This is a genomic window from Enterococcus sp. DIV0436a, assembly GCF_051711605.1.
In the GTDB taxonomy this organism is placed as follows: domain Bacteria; phylum Bacillota; class Bacilli; order Lactobacillales; family Enterococcaceae; genus Enterococcus_B; species Enterococcus_B faecium.
In genome coordinates this window covers 1944297-1962842 of sequence record NZ_JBIONA010000001.1, presented here as the reverse complement: position 1 = coordinate 1962842, position 18546 = coordinate 1944297, and the positions used below count along the sequence as shown (strand labels likewise).

The window sequence follows — 18546 nt, the reverse complement described above, 5'->3', positions numbered from 1 at the left end:
AAAGAAATACCGTCTCACGCTATAAAACTGGATTTATTCAGCCGTTTCTTCGGCTGATTCTTTAGCCAAACGTTCTGGTTTAGAAGTAACGATGATTTTTCCATCTTTATCCAGTTTTGCTTTCAACTCATGGATAGAAGGGTGATCAAGATAAAATTCAGCGATACCATCTTCGATTTGTTCTTGGATCGTGCGTCGAAGAGGACGAGCACCCATAGATGGATCATAGCCTAAGTCAACTAATTTTTCTTTGACATTCGTAGGAACTTCGATGTGAAGTTGCTGTGCTGCCAGCATTTGGTTGACATCGTCTAGCATTAGTGTGACGATTGTCATCAAGTTTTCTTTTGATAATGCACTGAATTCGATGATCCCGTCAAAACGGTTCAGAAATTCTGGTGTAAAGTAGTTGTTTAATTGGTTCAATACAGAACGAGTAACACCTTCGCGTGCCGCACCAAAACCAACGTTTGCTTCTACTTTACCAGTTCCGGCATTACTTGTCATAATGATGATCGTATCTTTAAAGCTGACCGTTCTTCCTTGTGCATCTGTCAATCGACCATCATCTAAGATTTGCAAGAACATATGCAAAACATCTGGATGAGCTTTTTCTACTTCATCTAACAAGACAAGACTGTAAGGATTTCTCCGTACTTTTTCTGTTAATTGACCAGCTTCTTCGTATCCGACATAACCTGGAGGAGAACCAATCAATTTAGAGACACTATGTTTTTCCATATATTCAGACATATCGAAACGAATCATTGAATCTTGTGAACCGAATAGTTCGTAGGCAAGTTGTTTCGCAAGCTCTGTTTTACCTACACCAGTTGGTCCAACAAATAAGAAGGAGCCGATTGGACGATTCTGTTTGTTTAATCCAACACGGTTTCGGCGAATCGCTTTCGCTACTCGATCTACAGCGTTATCTTGTCCGATGACATGAGCTTTCAAGTCATCTGCTAAGTTTTTCAGTTGTGTCTGTTCTTTTTCTTTTAATTCACCCACTGGAATACCTGTCCGTTGTTCAACGATTTTTTCCATATCTTTTTCGGTAATCACAGGTGTTTCCTCTTCAGTGAGCTGACGTTCTTTCATTTTTTGAAGTTTATTGATCTGATCGCGATAATAAGCTGCTTTTTCGAAATCTTCTTCTCGAGAAGCTAAAACTTTTTGTTCTTCTGCTTCTTGCAGTTTTTTCTCGATTGTTTTAGGATCAACGATTTGGATCGTCAAGTTTTTCTTAGAACCTGTTTCATCTAGCAAATCGATGGCTTTATCCGGCAAGAAGCGATCTTGGACGTAACGATTGGATAAAGTTGCGGCTGCTTCGATGGCCTCATCAGTATATTTTACATGATGATAGTCTTCATAACGTTTTTGCAAACCTTTCAAAATACTGATCGTTTCTTCGACAGTTGGTTCATCTACCCGTACAGGTTGCATACGACGTTCTAAAGCAGCGTCTTTTTCGATGATGCGGTACTCATTTAAGGTAGTAGCACCAACCATTTGCAATTCTCCTCGAGCTAAAGCTGGTTTTAAAATATTACCAGCATCCATATTTCCATCACCAGCAGAACCAGCACCGACGATTTCGTGAACTTCATCTATGAATAGGATCACATTTTCTGCTTGACGGATCTCTTCAATCAATTTTTGCATACGTTCTTCAAATTGTCCTCGTATACCAGTACCTTGGACTAAAGATACGACATCTAAACGAATGACTTCTTTGTCCATTAATTTTTGCGGTACATCACCATCTACGATTTTTTGTGCTAAACCTTCAACAACTGCTGTTTTACCAACACCTGGTTCTCCAATCAAGACAGGATTGTTCTTGGTTCGGCGATTTAAAATTTCAATGACTCGTTTGATTTCGTCATCGCGTCCGATCACAGGATCGATATCACCTTGTCGTGCTTGTTCTGTGATATTGATTCCGTATTCTCCCAATAAACCTTCTGTATTGCCTTGAGGTGGCTGACCACCATTGAAGTTGTTGTTTCCGCCAAATTGTGTTGGTGGTGTTTGCTCATAATTTCCTTGCTGTTGCATTTGGCGAGACATGGAACGGAAAAGATCGTCCAAACTGCCAAATCCAAATGGATCATTTTGGGCCATATTAGTCAGACCTCCATTTTGTTGATTTTTGATTTTTTGATAACAGCTCTGACAGTAATCGAGTTGTGTCCGCTGACCATTGACAGTGGCATACAAGTGAATCGTTGCCTCATTCTTGCCGCAGTTTTGACAAAGCATGAATCATTCACGTCCTTTCACAAAAATGGGTACATCCATATTTTACATCTCGTTTTTCATGAGGTAAAAGAATAACCCCTAGTTTTTTAAGAGATTTATGAGGTAGAAAAGGTGAAATCTCTATTGACCATTCCTGACCTTTGACTCTTATTATACTAAAAATAAAAAGGGAAGCAAGTAATTCGTTTCATATGAAAACAAAGAGGGTCAAAGGAAAGAATGATAAACGTCAGGAGAAGAGAAAGCGACAAGAAAAAGAAAATAAACACGTTTGTTATAAAATGTGAAGAAAAGGATGAAAAAGAATCCGGAATAATTTGAATACTTTTATCTGAAATTGAATGAAAACTGTTGTATCTAACGAAAAAAAATGTTAATCTTTACAGATGAAAGGGTGGCATTTGTTAGGATTCTCTGAATTACTAAAAAAGAAAACCCTCACATAAAAACAACACTCACTTAAAGGAGACCGATTAATATGGAAAAGAAAGAATTTCACGTAGTAGCAGAAACTGGGATCCACGCTCGTCCAGCTACACTATTAGTACAAACAGCAAGCAAATTTAACTCTGATGTAAACTTAGAGTATAAAGGTAAATCAGTAAACTTGAAATCAATCATGGGCGTTATGTCTTTAGGTGTAGGTCAAGGTTCTGATGTTACTATTACTGCAGAAGGTGCTGACGAAGCTGATGCAATGGCAGCAATCGTTGAAACAATGAAGAAAGAAGGCTTATCTGAATAATGGTTGAAATGCTAAAAGGGATTGCCGCTAGTGACGGTGTAGCCGTTGCAAAAGCTTACCTGCTAGTTCAACCGGATTTAACATTCAGTAAGGCAACAGTAGAAGATACTGCGGCTGAAGAAGCTCGTTTGGATGCTGCATTAGCTAAATCTACTGAAGAATTGCAGCAAATTCGTGAAAAAGCAGCGCAAAGCTTAGGTGAAGCAGAAGCGCAAGTATTTGATGCCCATTTGATGGTTCTTTCAGATCCAGAAATGGTAGGTCAAATCAAGCAAAATATTAAAGACAACAGCGTAAATGCTGAATCAGCGCTAAAAGAAGTAACGGATATGTATATCGGTATGTTCGAAGCAATGGAAGATAATGCTTATATGCAAGAGCGTGCTGCAGATATTCGTGACGTTGCTAAACGTATTTTAGCGCACTTATTAGGCGTTACTTTACCAAATCCATCAATGATCAACGAAGAAGTGGTCGTTGTTGCACATGACTTGACTCCAAGTGATACAGCACAATTAGATCGCAATTTTGTAAAAGCGTTTGTAACAGACATTGGTGGACGTACTTCACATTCTGCTATCATGGCACGTTCTTTAGAAATTCCAGCAATCGTTGGTACAAAAGAAATTACTGCTAAAGTCAAAGAAGGCGATATTTTGGCTGTCAACGGGATCGAAGGCGATGTAATCATCGATCCTACAGATGAACAAAAAGCTGAATTTGAAAAAGCAGGTGCAGATTACGCAGCACAAAAAGCAGAATGGGAAAAATTAAAAAATGCAGAAACTGTCACAGCTGACGGCAAGCATTTTGAATTAGCTGCAAACATCGGAACACCAAAAGATCTAGTTGGTGTCCATAATAATGGTGGAGAAGCAGTTGGTCTGTACCGTACTGAATTCTTGTATATGGATTCTCCAGACTTCCCAACAGAAGATGACCAATATGAAGCTTACAAAGCTGTATTAGAAGGTATGGAAGGAAAACCTGTAGTTGTTCGTACAATGGACATCGGTGGAGATAAAGAACTACCATATCTGCAATTACCTCATGAAATGAATCCATTCTTAGGATATCGTGCATTGCGTATCAGTTTATCTGAACAAGGCGATGAAATGTTCCGTACACAAATGCGTGCATTGCTTCGTGCATCTGTTCATGGTAACTTACGTATCATGTTCCCTATGGTAGCTACACTCAAAGAATTCCGCGCAGCAAAAGCGATCTTTGAAGAAGAAAAACAAAAATTGATCAGTGAAGGCAAGGAAGTATCTGATACGATCCAAGTCGGCATCATGATCGAGATTCCAGCAGCAGCAGTCTTAGCAGACAAGTTTGCAAAAGAAGTAGATTTCTTCTCTGTAGGTACGAACGATTTGATTCAATACACAATGGCAGCAGACCGTATGAACGAACGCGTTTCTTACTTGTACCAACCATATAACCCATCAATTTTACGTTTGATCAAAAATGTAATTGATGCAGCACACGCTGAAGGAAAATGGGCAGGTATGTGTGGAGAAATGGCTGGAGATCAAACAGCTGTTCCATTGCTAGTAGGTATGGGTCTAGATGAGTTCTCAATGAGTGCGACATCTATTCTTAAAACGCGTAGTTTAATGAAACGCTTGGACACAGCGAAAATGGCTGAACTTGCTGATCGTGCATTGAAAGAATGCGATACGATGGAAGAAGTCGTTGAACTTGTTCATGAATATGTAAAATAAACAACGTATCAAAAGCTGGTGTGGCTTGTAAAAGAGCTACGCCAGTTTTTTTGTTCTTTTTTAAGAAAACGTTTTTGTCAGTAAGAATAGACAAAAATAGGGCTTAAGTTTGAGTGACAGTTTGTAGGCTATGTTATACTATATAAGTGAAGGGGGACGTAAGGTGAAGGTATTATTATATTTTGAAAGTGAAAAGATGCTTGCAAAATCTGGAATCGGGCGTGCGCTTGATCATCAAAAACGTGCTCTGACGGAAGTCGGTATCTCTTATACACTAGATGAAAAAGAAGATTATGACATCCTGCACATCAATACATACGGAATCAATAGTCATAATATGGTCAATAAAGCCAGAAGAGAAGGAAAAAAAGTTGTCTATCATGCGCATTCTACAGAGGAAGATTTCCGAAATTCCTTTATCGGATCGAACCAGCTTTCTCCTATCGTAAAAAAATATCTGGTAGGATTGTACCAAAAAGCGGACTATCTGATCACGCCAACACCTTATTCAAAACAGTTGTTGGAAAGCTATGGTATCCGTGTGCCGATTCAAGCTATTTCCAATGGGATCGACTTAGAGAAATATCGCCCTGATCCAATGAAAGAACAAAAGTTCAGAGAATATTTCAAACTGTCTCCGGATCAAAAAGTAATCATTTGTGTCGGTTTGTTTTTCGAACGTAAAGGAATCATTGATTTCGTAGAAATTGCTAAGAAGATGCCCGAATACACATTTATTTGGTTTGGTCATGTTCCCATGTACTCGATTCCTCGGAACATCCGGAAAATTGTAAAAGAAGATCATCCTGAAAATGTCCTGTTTCCTGGTTACATTCGTGGAGAGATCATAGAAGGTGCGTATTCAGGTGCAGATCTATTCTTTTTCCCTTCTTATGAAGAGACAGAAGGGATCGTTGTTTTAGAAGCTTTAGCAAGCAAACAAAACGTACTTGTTCGAGATATTCCAGTGTATAATGGCTGGTTAGAAGATAGCAAGAACTGCTATATGGGGAAGACAAACGAAGAATTTATCCGACTGATCCAACAGATTACCAATCAAGAACTACCGAGTACGACACAAGCCGGTTATCAAACAGCAAAAGAGCGAAGTATCAATAAAATCGGTGAAGAACTTAAAAATGTATACGAAAGTGTACTGAATGAAAAAGTCTCTAGCAAATTAAAAAAAGTAAATCAGGTCAAGGACTAGTTTGGAGGCGAAAAACATGAAAATCGGCTTTTTTACCGATACCTACTTTCCGCAAGTCAGCGGAGTTGCTACATCGATCAAAACATTAAAACAAGAATTAGAAAGACATGGGCATGAAGTCTATATTTTTACAACGACCGATCCTAATGCGGATAAGTTGGAAAAAGATGTGATTCGAATGCCAAGTGTACCATTTATTTCTTTCAAGGATCGAAGAGTTGTTGTTAGAGGCATGTGGTATGCTTATTTGGTTGCCAAAGAACTAGAACTAGATCTTATTCATACCCATACAGAATTCGGAGCAGGGATACTTGGGAAGATGGTAGCTAAGAAGTTGAAAATACCTCTGATCCATACTTACCATACGATGTATGAAGACTACCTTCATTATATCGGTAAAGGAAAAGTGATCAGGCAATCCCATGTAAAATACTTGTCTAGATTATTTGCAAATCATACGACAGGTGTAGTTTGTCCAAGTGAACGTGTTATTGATACATTACGCAGCTATGGTGTAATAGCACCGCTTCGCGTGATTCCTACTGGTATCGACATTGAAAAATTCAAACGTTCTGATATCACTCAGCAGGATATCAGCAAATTAAGGGAGTCACTAGGTCTTCAGGAAAACCATTTGATGATTCTTTCTTTAAGCAGGATTTCTTATGAGAAAAATATCCAAGCCTTGATTAATGGGTTTCCTCAGGTCATCTCCGCTTATCCTAACGCCAGATTAGTTATCGTAGGAAAAGGACCTTATGTAGAAGAGTTAGAGGAATTGATCTCAGAACTGCAGTTAGAAGAATTTGTGCAGTTCACAGGAGAAGTGGACAACAATGATGTAGCACTTTATTATAAAGCGGCAGATTATTTTGTCAGTGCTTCTACTTCAGAAACACAAGGGCTTACTTATACAGAAGCGATGGCAGCCGGAACACCTTGTGTCGTGGAAGGAAATGCTTATTTGAACCGATTGTTCGATCATCCTTCATTAGGGAAAACTTTTGAAACCGACGAAGACTTTGCACCAGCACTTATTGATTATATTTCCAGTGAAGTTCCTAAAGATCCAAAAGTTTTAGAAGCTAAACTTTATGATATTTCATCTACACATTTCGGCGAAGCTATGATCGAATTTTATCAAGACATGGTTGTTTATCATGAAGAAGAGATGCGAAGAAAAGAAGAAGAAGACTCGATTGAACGAATCAAAATAAAATTAAATTCATTTAAAAGATAAAATTCAAACATTTTTTATGAAAAAATCCTTGTTTCTAGCGTATACTAGCATAGAAGCAAGGATTTTTGATTTTTAGGAGGTCGAAAAAATGAAACTTGGTTTTATCGGAACAGGCGTCATGGGAAGTGCTGTCGCACGCCATCTACTAGAAGCAGGACACGAAGTAGCTGTCTATAATCGGACAAAAGCAAAAGCTGATCCTTTAGTAACAGAAGGAGCTATCTGGGCAGATACACCGAAAGCGGTAGCAGAACAAAGTAATATTCTCTTTACAATGGTAGGTTACCCCAAAGATGTAGAAGAAATCTACTATGGACAGTCGGGGATTTTTTCTGCAGATATCTCAGGACATATTTTAGTTGACTTGACTACAAGTACACCAAGCCTGGCAGAAAAAATTGCAAAAACAGCAAAAGAAAAAGGCGCAGATGCGTTAGATGCACCGGTATCCGGTGGTGACTTAGGAGCAAAGAATGGTACACTGACGATCATGGTCGGTGGAGAAGAAGCCGTTTATGATCAAGTACTGCCTTTATTCAAAGAATTTGGTACGACATTTACATTGCATGGTTCTGCTGGGAAAGGTCAGCATACAAAAATGGCTAATCAGATCATGATTGCAGGTACGATGACAGGAATGACGGAAATGCTTGTCTATGCACAAAAAAATGGACTTGATTTAAAGAAAGTGATTGAGACGCTTTCAGGTGGAAGTGCAGCTAACTGGTCTTTAAGCAATTATTCTCCTCGTATTTTAAAAGAAGATTACACACCTGGTTTTTTTGTCAAACATTTTATCAAAGATTTAAAGATTGCATTAGAAGAAGCAGAAAAAATGGACCTTGTATTGCCAGCAACTACCCAAGCATTGAAACTATATGAAGAGTTGGCAGATAAAGGTTTTGAGAATGACGGAACCCAAGCTTTGATCAAACTTTGGTGGCCTGAAGGAAAAATACCAGAAAAAAAATCATAAAAAACGAGTTTTTTTAGAGAAAATCAATGCAAGTAGGCTATGCTTTTGATACAATATAACAGAAATAAGAAAAGGAGGACCTCCGATGACACATTCACAATTAGTCGCAATCATAAAACGACTGGAGGCTATGGTCGAGTCAGCAGATAATGAACTGCAAGTTCGCCGTTTTGAAAAAGAAGGCGTAGAGAAGTGTACAGTAACTTATGATAAAGCGACCGATACATTTGAATTAACTGAAACAGATACTCATCAGCAATACGAATTTGATAATATCGATATCGTAGCGATGGAAATCTATGACTTAATCCAATAAATTTTAGGATAATTGACATTTGAAGTTGAAGATGCCTAAAAGAAGCCGAGAAGCAACTAATTTAGTTGCTTCTCAGCTTCTTTTTTGTTTAACAGTTCAATTTCAGACTGTTCTTTTTCTAATTTTTTGCGGTAACTGATCAAGATTTGTACAGGATCGATTTCTTCTTTTGACAATTGACGTTTCAAAGATAAATGAGCTTCTTTCTTTTCATAATAGAAGTCAGGAGAAACGTCAGCAGAGGCAATCATTGTTTCTGCAAGTTGACCATAACAAACGAGGTAGTGCTTTTTCTGACTCTCATCTGCTGCTAATGGCATGCTGAAGGTGAGGGATGGTGTTCTTAAAAAATGCTTTTGTTCCTGGATCCGTCTAATAAAATAAGTAACTAATTCGATATCTTTTTGAAGCATACCGGCTTTTTCGAAATTCAACTGATAGATGAAATGTTGTTGTCTTTTTTTCAAGTAAGTCAGTAGCTTTTTATTTCGGCCTTGAAACAGCCCTTGGAGTTCCTTTTTTTTCTGTTCAAAAGTCATTTCCTGTAGGTCAGGAAGCTGGACTCGCAAAGCTAACAAACTAATTTCAGACAACCAAGGCATTTGATAAGTTTCTTCCATTATACGCAAAATAGACGGCATTTTTTTATAGAGACGAAAAGGCCCGTATGTTCGAGCCGTAGGAGTATCTGTTAATACAAATCCCTTATTGGTAATATGTACATAATTATAATTACTGAAATAATTCATTTGTCGGTTATAAAAAGGACGGTAATGTTGGATCAATTGACACTCGAGCAATAAAGCATCTAATTCCGTGTCTACTACGACGAAATCAAAATCTGTTATATGATGAATCATACGTAATACTTTTTTTGAATGCTGTTTATTCTGATGAAAATAGCTGCTTACTCTATTTTTGAGCCGTTTTGCTTTACCAACATAGATGACCTTACCATCTCGGTCTTTCATAAGATAGACACCCGGCAGCATGGGGAGAGTTTTCATTTTTTCTTTTAACATAGGATCTCCTTTTACGCTTTGAATAAAAAGACTATAACAAATTTTGAAATAATGGACAAGTTTTAAGGAATTCTATAGTTCTGTTCACAGAAAATACTTTGATAATCAAAATATGTGAGATAGATGATTTTTCTAATAAAAGAAATTATAAATGCTGATTTATCAGTTGTTTTAAATGAGTAAAATCTTAAAAAAAGCTCATATAGTAAAAAAATGATCTTTTAAGGTTGCATTTTGAAAAAAGTTAAGATATAGTTTGAACATCAAAAGATTTGATAATCAAACTAATTAGTGGACGGTGGAACATGGAACCAGATTTAAAAACAGTAAATGATTATCTTGTTAGTGTCTTCAATGATATTTTGACAATCGAAGAGTCTGAGCTGAAAAAATCTCAATTCAAAGATCTGTCAATCACAGAGATGCACACGATCGAGGCAATCGGGATGTACAAGAAAAAAACAACTTCAGAAGTAGCCAAAGAACTATCAATTACTGTTGGGACCTTGACCACTGCTATTAACAAGTTAGTAAAAAAAGGCTATGTCGAACGTATCCGCAGTGAAGATGACCGCCGCGTTGTAAAGTTGGGACTAACGAAAAAAGGAAAGTTACTATTTCGGGTCCATCAGCATTTTCATCGTGAAATGGTCAAGAACATCTTAGACGGAATGGCTACGGAGGAACAGCATGCCTTGCTGGATGCACTGAAAAACTTGCACGACTTCTTGCAAGACTATAAGTGAGGATATTTAATGGAACAATTTGGAATGATTACTGCAACAGCCAGCGTCCTTCCTGAAAAGATTATTACTAATAATGATCTTTCCAAGATGATGGATACCTCTGATGAATGGATTTCGTCAAGGACGGGTATTCGTGAACGAAGATGTGTAACAAATCAGGAGACTTCTGATTTATGCATTTTAGTGGCGGAAAAATTGATAAAACAGAAAAATCTAAACCCTAAAGATTTGGATTTTATTTTAGTAGCAACAATGTCGCCCGATTACACGACACCATCTGTAGCAGCACAAGTACAAGGGAAATTGGGAGCAACTCATGCTATCGCTTTTGATATCAGTGCTGCGTGCTCAGGATTTGTTTATGCGTTAAGCATGGCTGAAAAAATGATCCGCTGCGGCTCAACTAAGGGACTGGTGATTGGTGGTGAAACACTATCTAAGCTAATCGATTGGTCTGATCGTACGACTGCTGTGTTGTTTGGCGATGGAGCAGGTGGGATTCTCTTAGAAGCGAATCCACAGAAAAAATTGCTGAAAGAAAAATTAGCAGCTGACGGTACCAGAAGTAGCTCATTGACCGCTGGCTACCAGCAAAATAAAAATCCGTTCTATTCAGAAGATTCAGAAGGTTCGTATTATTTGCAAATGACTGGCAGAGATATTTTTGATTTTGCCGTACGAGACGTTGCAAACAATATCCAAGAAGTCATGAAAGACAAACCAGTTGATTATCTGCTTTTGCATCAGGCAAACCTCAGAATTATTGAGAAAATTGCCCGAAAAGTAAAGATGCCGCAAGAAAAGTTCCTGACCAATATGGATAAATATGGGAATACATCTGCTGCAAGCATCCCTATCTTATTGGATGAAGCAGTTTCTAGTGGAAAGATCACCTTGGGAAAACAGCAGAAAGTAATATTTACAGGCTATGGCGGAGGTTTAACATGGGGAAGTATTCTCATGGAGTTGTAGACTGTTAAATTATAAAAATAAAAAGCAAACAATATCGGAGGAATATATTATTATGGTATTCGAAAAAATTCAAGAAATCATCGCAGAAGAATTAGGAAAAGAAACTGAAGAAATCAAATTGACTACTGACATCCAAGAAGACTTAGAAGCTGACAGCTTGGATTTATTCCAAATCATCAATGAAATTGAAGATGAATTTGACGTGAAAATCGAAACAGAAGACGGAATCAAAACGGTTCAAGATTTAGTGACTTACGTAGAAAAACAAACTGCATAATCATTAAAATTAGGTTGGGGGCTGGGACATTTCCTGAAATAGGAATGTCTCGGCCTTTTTGAATAGGAAGAATCAAACATATATTCTGGATATATTGGAGAAAAACATGAAAACAGCATTCTTATTTAGTGGCCAAGGTGCACAATATCAAGGTATGGGAAAAGATTTATATGAAGAAGCCGTTGTAAAGCAGACATTTGATGAAGCAAGTGAGATTCTCGGCTACGATATGGCTGAACTTTGCTTTACAGAAAATGAACGTTTGGATCAGACGCAATATACACAGCCAGCTATTCTAACAGTCAGCATCGCGTATTATCGCTTATTGAAGGAGCATGGAATCATCCCAGATGCAGCTTTAGGACTGAGTTTAGGAGAATATTCGGCATTAGTAGCCAGTGATGCGTTATCCTTCACTGAAGCCGTTGCACTAGTAGCGAAGAGAGGCGCTTATATGACGGAAGCTGCCCCAGCTGGAAGCGGAAAAATGGTCGCAGTAATGAATGCACCGATTGAGACGATTGAGGAAAGCTGTCATGAAGCAAGCAAGTACGGCATCGTGTCTCCTGCTAATTACAATACACCTCAGCAGATCGTGATCGGTGGCGAAGAAAAAGCCGTAGATGAAGCTGTTTTGCTCTTAAAAGAAAAAGGAATCAAAAGGATGATCCCACTAAATGTCAGTGGACCTTTCCATACAGCTATTTTAGCACCAGCATCAAAAAAACTGGCGAAGGACCTAAGTCAGATTCAATTCTCTGAACCTTCTTTTCCTATCATAAGCAACACAACAACGGAAATAATGAAGAAAGAAACAATCGCGGGACTACTTGAACAGCAAGTCATGCAACCTGTTCGTTTCTATGAGAGTATCCATAAGTTAAAAACAATCGGCATCGAACAAGTCATCGAAGTCGGCCCCGGAAAAGTATTAAGCGGATTTATGAAAAAAATCGATAAAACAATACCAGTTCTGCGTGTTGAGAATAAGCAGACATTTGATGAAACAATAGCAATACTATAAGGAGGAACGTTATGGATGTAAAAGGAAAAAATGTATTTATCACAGGTAGTACAAGAGGAATCGGCAAAGCGATGGCCTTAGCTTTTGCAAAAGCTGGAGCAAATATCATTTTGAATGGTCGCGGAGAGATTCCAAAAGAAAAGATAGAAGAAATCGAAGCATTCGGTGTAAAATGCGTAGGAGTTTCCGGTGACATCTCTGATTATGAGAAAGCGGGACAAATGATCAAAGAAGCAGAAGAAAAGCTTGGATCGATCCATGTGTTAGTAAACAATGCCGGAATCACAAATGACAAACTTGTGATGCGAATGGATGCAGAAGATTTCAAAAAATGTCTTGATATCAATTTGATTGGAACCTTCAATATGACGCAGCACGTATTGAAAAAAATGATGAAGCAGCGAGAAGGGGCCATCATTAATCTCTCTAGTGTATCTGGGTTGATTGGAAATATTGGTCAAGCAAATTATGCAGCTAGTAAAGCTGGCGTAGTAGGATTAACAAAATCTGTGGCACGAGAAGCTGCAACTAGAGGCATTACATGTAATGCCATTGCGCCAGGATTCATCACAACTGATATGACGGAAGTTTTAGCAGACAAAGTCAAGGAACAAGCGGAAAAGCAAATTCCGATGCAGCGTTTCGGACAAGTAGAAGATATTGCACAAACAGCAGTTTTCTTAGCACAAAATCCATATATCACCGGACAAGTCATCAATGTCGATGGCGGATTGGTCATGCACGGATAAGAAAAGGAGAGCAAATAAATGAATCGAGTGGTAATTACTGGCTATGGAGTCACTTCGCCTATTGGAAATGACGCAGACAGCTTTTTGAATAGCTTAAAAGAGGGTACGAATGGCATCGCACCGATCACTAAATTTGATGCTTCAGAAACAGGGATTACCTTAGCGGGTGAAGTCAAAGATTTCCCTTACGATAAATATTTTATTAAAAAAGATAGCAAACGAATGGATATGTTTTCGATCTATGGGATCTACGCTGCTTTAGAAGCAATGGAGATAAGCGGTTTAGATAAAGAAAAAATGAATCAAGACCGGTTTGGTGTCATTATCGGATCAGGAATCGGTGGTCTTCCGACAATCGAAAATCAAGTTATCCGTCTACATGAAAAAGGCGCAAAACGAGTTTCTCCAATGTTCGTGCCAATGGCGATTGCCAACATGGCAGCTGGAAATATTGCTTTGCGAGTAGGCGCAAAAGGTATCTGTACAGCTATCGTAACAGCTTGTGCTAGCGGAACGAATTCAATCGGTGAAGCATTCCGTAACATCAAACATGGCTATTCAGATGTCATTCTTGCTGGAGGAACAGAAGCAACGATTTGTGAGATGGGGATTGCTGGATTTGCAGCTTTAACTGCACTTTCGGAATCAACTGATCCTAATCGTGGTTCGATCCCGTTTGATGAAAATCGAAATGGTTTTGTGATGGGTGAAGGAGCAGGTGTTCTAGTTCTTGAATCTTTAGAGCATGCACAAGCTCGCGGTGCCAAAATCTATGGAGAAATCGTTGGATACGGTGCAAATTGTGATGCTTACCATATGACAGCCCCTACTCCAGATGGTTCTGGTGCGTCTAAAGCAATGAAGCTTGCGATGGAAGAAGCTGGTGTACAGCCGGAACAAGTCGGATATATCAATGCTCACGGAACAAGTACACCAGCCAATGACCAGGCAGAAGCAAAAGCAATCCAAATCGCATTAGGTGAAAATTTCAGAGATACTTACGTCAGCAGCACGAAATCGATGACTGGACATTTATTGGGAGCAGCCGGCGGGATCGAAGCCTTGGCAACTTTGCTGGCATTAGAACATCAATTTATCCCACCTACGATCAATGTAGAAAAACAAGATCCTGAGATTGACTTGACAGTTGTCAAAAACGAAAGCAAACCTGCAAGTTTTACTTATGCAATGAGTAATTCATTAGGGTTTGGCGGACATAATGCGGTTCTGTGCATGAAACGCTGGGAGGAATAATTTTGGATATCAATGAAATCAGAGAATTAGTCAGTCAATTTGATCAATCCTCGCTAACGGAATTCGATTTGCGTGAAGGTCAATTTGAATTGTATATGAATAAAAATAAAACAAGTCGAGGCATGAATATGGTTCAAACAAACGAAACGTTGCCAGTTTCGGAGCCAGTCAATGTCATACCTGAACAAGCAACAACTGCTCCAGAAACAATGAAAGAAAAAGAATCGGCAGTATTTGATGGAATCGAGGTTGTTTCGCCAATCGTGGGAATCGTTTATCTGCAACCGGCGCCCGACAAACCAGCTTTCAAAAAAGTAGGTGATCAAGTTGCCAAAGGAGAAGTTATCTGCATTATTGAAGCGATGAAACTGATGAATGAGATAACTAGTGAGGCCGACGGAGTGATCACAGAAATCCTTGTAGAAAACGAGTCAGTTGTCGAATATGGACAGCCACTCTTTAGGATTCAGCAAAAATAAGCAAAGCAGGAAAGAGGGAAATCAATGAACATACAAGAAATAAAAGAAATCATTCCGCATCGTTATCCAATGCTTTTGATTGATCGAGTGGAAGAAATGGTTGAAGGAGAACGGATCGTTGCTAAGAAAAATGTAACGATCAATGAGCCCTTTTTTCAAGGACATTTTCCAGAAGAACCTGTTATGCCAGGGGTATTAATTGTTGAAGCGATGGCTCAAGCAGGAGCAGTTGCATTACTTTCTCTTGAACAATTCAAGGGAAAGACGGCTTATTTCGGCGGATTGGACAAAGCAAAATTCCGTAAGAAAGTTACACCGGGAGATACCTTATACCTTGAAGTTGAGATATTGAAAGTGAAAGCTTCAGCCGGAATAGGCAAAGGAATCGCTAAAGTAGACGGTAAAAAAGTAGCCGAAGCGGAATTAACCTTTATGATTGGATAGGTGAAATATGTTTTCTAAAGTATTGATAGCTAACCGCGGTGAAATCGCTGTACGTATCATTCGTGCATGCCGCGAACTAGGGATCCAAACCGTAGCGATATATTCAGAAGCAGATGCCGAAGCACTTCATACACAGTTAGCAGATGAAGCAATCTGCATTGGCCCGGCAAAAGCCGTTGATTCATATCTGAATGTTCAGGAAGTACTGAGCGCTGCAATCGTGACAAAAGCCGAAGCAATTCATCCAGGATTTGGTTTTTTATCTGAAAATAGCCGATTTGCCTCCATGTGTGAAGAGTGCAATATCACATTTATTGGTCCTAAAAGTGCAACGATCGATGCAATGGGAAATAAGATCAATGCGCGTCAATTGATGCAAGAAGCAAATGTCCCAGTCATTCCAGGAAGTACTGGTGTATTATCTACAGTAGAAGAAGCATTGGAAATAGCAGACAGAATTGGTTATCCAGTGATGCTGAAAGCAGCTGCAGGCGGTGGCGGGAAAGGCATTCGGAAAGTTCAATCAAAAGAAGAGCTCCCACAGCATTTTTCTTCAGCTCAGCAAGAAGCAGCAGCGGCATTTGGAAATGATGATATGTATTTGGAAAAAATCATTTATCCTGCTCGCCATATAGAAGTTCAGATCTTAGGTGATCGATTTGGTCATGTCATTCATTTAGGTGAGCGAGATTGTTCTTTACAACGCAACAATCAAAAAGTACTGGAAGAATCTCCTTCTGTAGTGATCTCACAAACAAAAAGAGAAGCACTAGGAGACGCTGCTGTTCGAGCAGCTAAAGCAGTCAATTATGAAAATGCCGGAACGATCGAGTTTCTGATGGATGAAGAAGGCGATTTTTATTTCATGGAAATGAATACTCGAATCCAAGTGGAACATCCAGTAACAGAAATGGTCACAGGAATCGATTTAGTAAAAAAACAGGTGGAGATAGCAGCCGGTGAGCCTTTGAATGTGTGTCAAGAAGAAGTAGTATTCCAAGGACACGCAATCGAATGCCGGATTAATGCAGAAAATCCTGCTTTCCATTTTGCTCCTTCTCCAGGGAAGATCCAAAACTTACTGCTTCCAGCAGGTGGGATGGGACTGCGGGTAGACAGTGCAGTTTACCCGGGATATACGATCCCGCCATATTATGATTCAATGATTGCAAAAATAATCGTCCATGGAAATACGCGTTTTGAAGCATTAATGAAGATGCAGCGAGCCTTAAGTGAATTTATCACAGAAGGAATCATCACGAACGCAGAATTTCAGATGGATTTGATTAGTCATCCTGCAGTCATAGCAGGTGATTACAGCACAGCATTTTTACAAGAAGAATTTTTACCGAATTGGACACCAGAAACGGAGATAGGAGGCGCATAGATGGCTCTGTTTAAGAAAAAGAAATATATTCGGATCAATCCTAATAGAGAGAGCAAACCTGCTAACTCGCCATCTGTTCCTGATAACATGTGGGCAAAGTGTCCAAATTGCAAACATATCCTTTATACGAAAGACATCGGTGAAGAAAAAGTATGCCCTCATTGCGGATACGCTTTTCGAATCGGTGCATGGCAGCGTCTAGCTTTGATTATTGATGAAAAAAGTTTTGAAGAATGGGATACGGATCTTGTAACCAAAGATCCGCTAGCATTTCCCGAATATACGGAAAAAATTAAAAAAATGCAAGATAAAACAGGACTTCATGAAGCAGTCCTCACTGGTAAAGCAACCATTCAAGGGATTCCCTTCATTATTGGAGTGATGGATCCTAATTTTATCATGGGAAGTATGGGAACGATTGTCGGAGAAAAGATCACCAGATTATTCGAACGAGCAACAAAGGAAAGTCTTCCAGTCGTCTTGTTCACAGCTTCAGGTGGCGCACGGATGCAAGAAGGAATCTTTTCTCTAATGCAGATGGCAAAAATCTCTGCTGCTGTCAAACGGCATAGCAATGAAGGTCTTTTTTATCTAACTGTTTTAACGGACCCGACGACCGGAGGAGTAACTGCCAGTTTTGCAATGGAAGGCGATATCATTCTAGCAGAACCCCAAAGCTTGATCGGTTTTGCTGGAAGACGCGTCATCGAACAGACGATCAAGCAGGAACTTCCAGAAGATTTCCAAAAGGCTGAATTCTTATTATCTCATGGTTTTGTCGATCAGATTGTTCCCCGCATGGAATTGAAGCAGAAAATCCATACGCTTCTTGAATTGCATACACAGAAAGGATGGATAGATCGTGGATAAGACAGCACATGATGTCGTTCAGTTAGCAAGAGCTAAAGAACGATGGACAAGCTTGGATTTTTTTGAAGAGATCTTCGATTCTTTCGAGGAATGCCATGGTGATCGTTTATTTGCAGATGACGAAGCGATTGTTGGTGGAATCGCTCGATTAGATGGCAAACCGGTAACAGTGATCGGTATTCAAAAAGGACGGGATCTGCAGGAAAATATCCGCAGAAATTTTGGTTCTCCCCATCCTGAAGGCTATCGAAAAGCTTTACGACTGATGAAACAAGCGGAAAAGTTCAATAGACCGGTGATTACCTTGATCAATACAGCAGGTGCATATTGCGGTGTAGGAGCAGAAGAGCGCGGCGAAGGAGAGGCTATTGCCAGAAATCTGCTCGAAATGTCTGATTTAAAGGTACCGATCATCGCCATCATCATTGGTGAAGGTGGAAGTGGCGGTGCCCTTGCTCTAGGTTTAGCGGATGAAGTCTGGATGCTGGAAGAAACGATTTATGCTGTGCTTTCTCCAGAAGGATTTGCGTCGATTTTGTGGAAAGACGGTAGTCGCGCCGCAGAAGCAGCTGAGTTGATGAAAATTACTGCGCCAGAACTACGCGAGTTAGGAATCGTTGATCGAGTTATTCCTGAAACGTTCAACGGCGAGCAGTTGCCACGATATAAAGTCGCACACATTATGAAAAAAGCGTTGATTGAAAGATTGACGGAACTTGTTCGATTAGATCAGCATAAATTACTGGAAAAACGATACAAGAGGTTCCGCCAATATTAGGTGTTTAACAACTAAGCAAAGAGTAAAGAATGGTTCTTGCTCGCTTAGTTGTTTTTTGTTTC

19 protein-coding genes are annotated in these 18546 nt (G+C 39.4%); 17 read left to right on the top strand and 2 right to left on the bottom strand.

What is annotated here, in order from left to right:
• Positions 1 to 33: 33 nt before the first annotated feature.
• Complete coding sequence (locus IGL15_RS09600) at positions 34 to 2268, bottom strand: ATP-dependent Clp protease ATP-binding subunit (protein WP_002287598.1); 2235 nt, start codon at positions 2266 to 2268, stop codon at positions 34 to 36.
• A 478-nt stretch (positions 2269 to 2746) separates the two neighbouring features.
• Here IGL15_RS09600 and IGL15_RS09595 point away from each other — a divergent pair, with 478 nt between their 5' ends.
• From IGL15_RS09595 to IGL15_RS09570, 6 genes are all read left to right on the top strand, one after another.
• Positions 2747 to 3013, top strand: coding sequence for a phosphocarrier protein HPr (locus tag IGL15_RS09595; RefSeq protein WP_002287602.1), 267 nt, complete (start codon positions 2747 to 2749; stop codon positions 3011 to 3013).
• Complete coding sequence (gene ptsP, locus IGL15_RS09590; protein WP_002295388.1) at positions 3013 to 4740, top strand: phosphoenolpyruvate--protein phosphotransferase; 1728 nt, start codon at positions 3013 to 3015, stop codon at positions 4738 to 4740. Before IGL15_RS09595 ends, ptsP begins: the two co-directional genes overlap by 1 nt.
• A gap of 163 nt (positions 4741 to 4903) precedes the next feature.
• Complete coding sequence (locus IGL15_RS09585) at positions 4904 to 5950, top strand: glycosyltransferase family 4 protein (protein ID WP_002323526.1); 1047 nt, start codon at positions 4904 to 4906, stop codon at positions 5948 to 5950.
• Positions 5951 to 5966: 16 nt separating this feature from the next.
• On the top strand, positions 5967 to 7190 hold the full coding sequence (locus IGL15_RS09580) for a glycosyltransferase family 4 protein (RefSeq protein WP_002287605.1): 1224 nt from the start codon (positions 5967 to 5969) through the stop codon (positions 7188 to 7190).
• An 88-nt stretch (positions 7191 to 7278) separates the two neighbouring features.
• The gene (locus IGL15_RS09575; protein WP_002287606.1) at positions 7279 to 8166 is read left to right on the top strand and encodes an NAD(P)-dependent oxidoreductase; all 888 of its coding nucleotides are present in this window, start codon (positions 7279 to 7281) and stop codon (positions 8164 to 8166) included.
• An 85-nt stretch (positions 8167 to 8251) separates the two neighbouring features.
• Positions 8252 to 8482, top strand: a complete 231-nt coding sequence (locus tag IGL15_RS09570; RefSeq protein WP_002287607.1) for a YkuJ family protein — start codon at positions 8252 to 8254, stop codon at positions 8480 to 8482.
• 56 nt (positions 8483 to 8538) lie between these two features.
• On the opposite strand, the gene IGL15_RS09565 is transcribed toward IGL15_RS09570, so the two are convergent.
• Positions 8539 to 9504, bottom strand: a complete 966-nt coding sequence (locus tag IGL15_RS09565) for a GIY-YIG nuclease family protein (RefSeq protein ID WP_104765586.1) — start codon at positions 9502 to 9504, stop codon at positions 8539 to 8541.
• 305 nt (positions 9505 to 9809) lie between these two features.
• On the opposite strand from IGL15_RS09565, the gene fabT reads away from it, so the two are divergent.
• From fabT to IGL15_RS09510, 11 genes are all read left to right on the top strand, one after another.
• A complete protein-coding gene (fabT, locus tag IGL15_RS09560) occupies positions 9810 to 10250 on the top strand; it encodes a fatty acid biosynthesis transcriptional regulator FabT (protein ID WP_002287610.1) in 441 nt (146 codons plus the stop codon).
• 9 nt (positions 10251 to 10259) lie between these two features.
• Positions 10260 to 11222 (top strand): beta-ketoacyl-ACP synthase III, encoded by a 963-nt coding sequence (locus IGL15_RS09555; protein ID WP_002287612.1) that lies wholly within the window; start codon positions 10260 to 10262, stop codon positions 11220 to 11222.
• 52 nt (positions 11223 to 11274) lie between these two features.
• A complete protein-coding gene (locus IGL15_RS09550) occupies positions 11275 to 11499 on the top strand; it encodes an acyl carrier protein (RefSeq protein WP_002287614.1) in 225 nt (74 codons plus the stop codon).
• Between the two features lie 106 nt (positions 11500 to 11605).
• Complete coding sequence (gene fabD / locus IGL15_RS09545) at positions 11606 to 12523, top strand: ACP S-malonyltransferase (protein ID WP_104765585.1); 918 nt, start codon at positions 11606 to 11608, stop codon at positions 12521 to 12523.
• Between the two features lie 11 nt (positions 12524 to 12534).
• Positions 12535 to 13272, top strand: a complete 738-nt coding sequence (gene fabG / locus IGL15_RS09540; RefSeq protein ID WP_002287617.1) for a 3-oxoacyl-[acyl-carrier-protein] reductase — start codon at positions 12535 to 12537, stop codon at positions 13270 to 13272.
• 18 nt (positions 13273 to 13290) lie between these two features.
• Positions 13291 to 14526, top strand: a complete 1236-nt coding sequence (gene fabF / locus IGL15_RS09535; RefSeq protein ID WP_081156730.1) for a beta-ketoacyl-ACP synthase II — start codon at positions 13291 to 13293, stop codon at positions 14524 to 14526.
• A gap of 2 nt (positions 14527 to 14528) precedes the next feature.
• Complete coding sequence (gene accB, locus IGL15_RS09530) at positions 14529 to 15005, top strand: acetyl-CoA carboxylase biotin carboxyl carrier protein (RefSeq protein ID WP_002290844.1); 477 nt, start codon at positions 14529 to 14531, stop codon at positions 15003 to 15005.
• A gap of 24 nt (positions 15006 to 15029) precedes the next feature.
• Positions 15030 to 15449 carry a 3-hydroxyacyl-ACP dehydratase FabZ gene (gene fabZ / locus IGL15_RS09525; RefSeq protein ID WP_002287621.1) on the top strand — a complete coding sequence of 140 codons (420 nt, stop codon included), beginning with the start codon at positions 15030 to 15032 and terminating at the stop codon, positions 15447 to 15449.
• 7 nt (positions 15450 to 15456) lie between these two features.
• Entirely contained in the window at positions 15457 to 16836 is a 1380-nt protein-coding gene (locus tag IGL15_RS09520; RefSeq protein WP_002287622.1) for an acetyl-CoA carboxylase biotin carboxylase subunit, read from the top strand.
• Positions 16837 to 17706 carry an acetyl-CoA carboxylase, carboxyltransferase subunit beta gene (accD, locus tag IGL15_RS09515; protein WP_002287623.1) on the top strand — a complete coding sequence of 290 codons (870 nt, stop codon included), beginning with the start codon at positions 16837 to 16839 and terminating at the stop codon, positions 17704 to 17706.
• Positions 17699 to 18484, top strand: a complete 786-nt coding sequence (locus tag IGL15_RS09510) for an acetyl-CoA carboxylase carboxyl transferase subunit alpha (RefSeq protein WP_002287624.1) — start codon at positions 17699 to 17701, stop codon at positions 18482 to 18484. The genes accD and IGL15_RS09510 overlap by 8 nt, the downstream gene beginning before the upstream one ends.
• The last annotated feature ends 62 nt before the right edge of the window (positions 18485 to 18546 follow it).

Coding starts and splice junctions, on each gene's coding strand:
- IGL15_RS09520 (WP_002287622.1), top strand. CDS start 15,457: ATGTTTTCTAAAGTATTGATAGCTAACCGCGGTGAAATCGCTGTACGT.
- IGL15_RS09575 (WP_002287606.1), top strand. CDS start 7,279: ATGAAACTTGGTTTTATCGGAACAGGCGTCATGGGAAGTGCTGTCGCA.
- IGL15_RS09565 (WP_104765586.1), bottom strand. CDS start 9,504: ATGTTAAAAGAAAAAATGAAAACTCTCCCCATGCTGCCGGGTGTCTAT.
- ptsP (WP_002295388.1), top strand. CDS start 3,013: ATGGTTGAAATGCTAAAAGGGATTGCCGCTAGTGACGGTGTAGCCGTT.
- fabG (WP_002287617.1), top strand. CDS start 12,535: ATGGATGTAAAAGGAAAAAATGTATTTATCACAGGTAGTACAAGAGGA.
- accD (WP_002287623.1), top strand. CDS start 16,837: ATGGCTCTGTTTAAGAAAAAGAAATATATTCGGATCAATCCTAATAGA.
- IGL15_RS09595 (WP_002287602.1), top strand. CDS start 2,747: ATGGAAAAGAAAGAATTTCACGTAGTAGCAGAAACTGGGATCCACGCT.
- IGL15_RS09550 (WP_002287614.1), top strand. CDS start 11,275: ATGGTATTCGAAAAAATTCAAGAAATCATCGCAGAAGAATTAGGAAAA.
- IGL15_RS09555 (WP_002287612.1), top strand. CDS start 10,260: ATGGAACAATTTGGAATGATTACTGCAACAGCCAGCGTCCTTCCTGAA.
- fabD (WP_104765585.1), top strand. CDS start 11,606: ATGAAAACAGCATTCTTATTTAGTGGCCAAGGTGCACAATATCAAGGT.
- fabF (WP_081156730.1), top strand. CDS start 13,291: ATGAATCGAGTGGTAATTACTGGCTATGGAGTCACTTCGCCTATTGGA.
- IGL15_RS09600 (WP_002287598.1), bottom strand. CDS start 2,268: ATGCTTTGTCAAAACTGCGGCAAGAATGAGGCAACGATTCACTTGTAT.
- fabZ (WP_002287621.1), top strand. CDS start 15,030: ATGAACATACAAGAAATAAAAGAAATCATTCCGCATCGTTATCCAATG.
- fabT (WP_002287610.1), top strand. CDS start 9,810: ATGGAACCAGATTTAAAAACAGTAAATGATTATCTTGTTAGTGTCTTC.
- IGL15_RS09570 (WP_002287607.1), top strand. CDS start 8,252: ATGACACATTCACAATTAGTCGCAATCATAAAACGACTGGAGGCTATG.
- IGL15_RS09580 (WP_002287605.1), top strand. CDS start 5,967: ATGAAAATCGGCTTTTTTACCGATACCTACTTTCCGCAAGTCAGCGGA.